Below are 850 nucleotides of genomic sequence, written 5' to 3'. Positions count from 1 at the left end.
TAAATAGTGTCTACACAAGATTAGGCTAAAATGGCACACCAAATAGCAATGCAACGAATTTGCACTGCTGCCAAAAAAGATGCTGTATTTTTGGCATATCGCGTGGCAATACCACGCCAGCGTTTCAGATGCAAAAAAGCATTTTCCACCAAATGACGAAGCCGGTACAAATAACGATCATAGTCCCTTTGGTGTTTGCGATTTCGCTTGGCCGGAATCACAATATTCATTCCAGCACCAGCAGCATACGCAATGATCTGATTGGTGTCATAACCACGATCGGCCAGTAATGTTTCCGCGGATATTCCGTCAATTAGGTGAATAGCTTCTTTGCAATCAGCTCGGGTACCCTCTGTGATAAGTACTCGGACCGGCATACCATTTGCATCCACGGCAAGGTGAATCTTGGTATTGAGCCCCCTTTTGTACGACTCATGTCCTGGTTTCCACCCTTTGCTCCAGCGGCATGAGGATGTACCTTGCAATGGCTCGCATCAATCATGAGCCATTCAAAATCAGGTTCATCAACCAGGATTTCCAGCAGCTTTTCCCAGGTTCCCTTATCACGCCATCTGCGAAAACGCTGATATACAGTACCCCATTTCCCGTAGCACGGCGGTAAATCCCGCCACGGTGCTCCTGTGCGTAAAATCCAAAACACGCCATTGACAAACCGCCGGTTATCCTGTGCGATGCCACCCCATTGCCCGCGTTGTCCTGGCAGATGCGGCTCCAGCAGATTCCATACCGTATCACTCATGTCATGGCGTTGTTGTTCATTGCTCATAGGAACACCTCTTTCTGGCCTATTGTTCCTATTATACCACATTACTCGTGTAAACACTATTTA

The 850-nt window shown here is 47.4% G+C and carries 1 protein-coding gene; it reads right to left on the bottom strand.

The window, feature by feature from the left end; all coding sequences use genetic code 11:
* Window positions 1-20: 20 nt before the first annotated feature.
* Window positions 21-787 (bottom strand): IS5 family transposase gene (locus B5F88_RS19805; protein WP_087937084.1). Its coding sequence is split into 2 segments (ribosomal slippage): window positions 21-427 and window positions 427-787, totalling 768 coding nucleotides; the frame shifts between segments, so codons are not numbered across the junction.
* Window positions 788-850 lie beyond the last annotated feature (63 nt).

The sequence above is a fragment of the Flavonifractor sp. An306 genome (assembly GCF_002159455.1).
Lineage (GTDB): Bacteria > Bacillota > Clostridia > Oscillospirales > Oscillospiraceae > Flavonifractor.
Note: the sequence above shows the minus strand (reverse complement) of the source record. Positions and strands in the feature narration are given on the sequence as shown.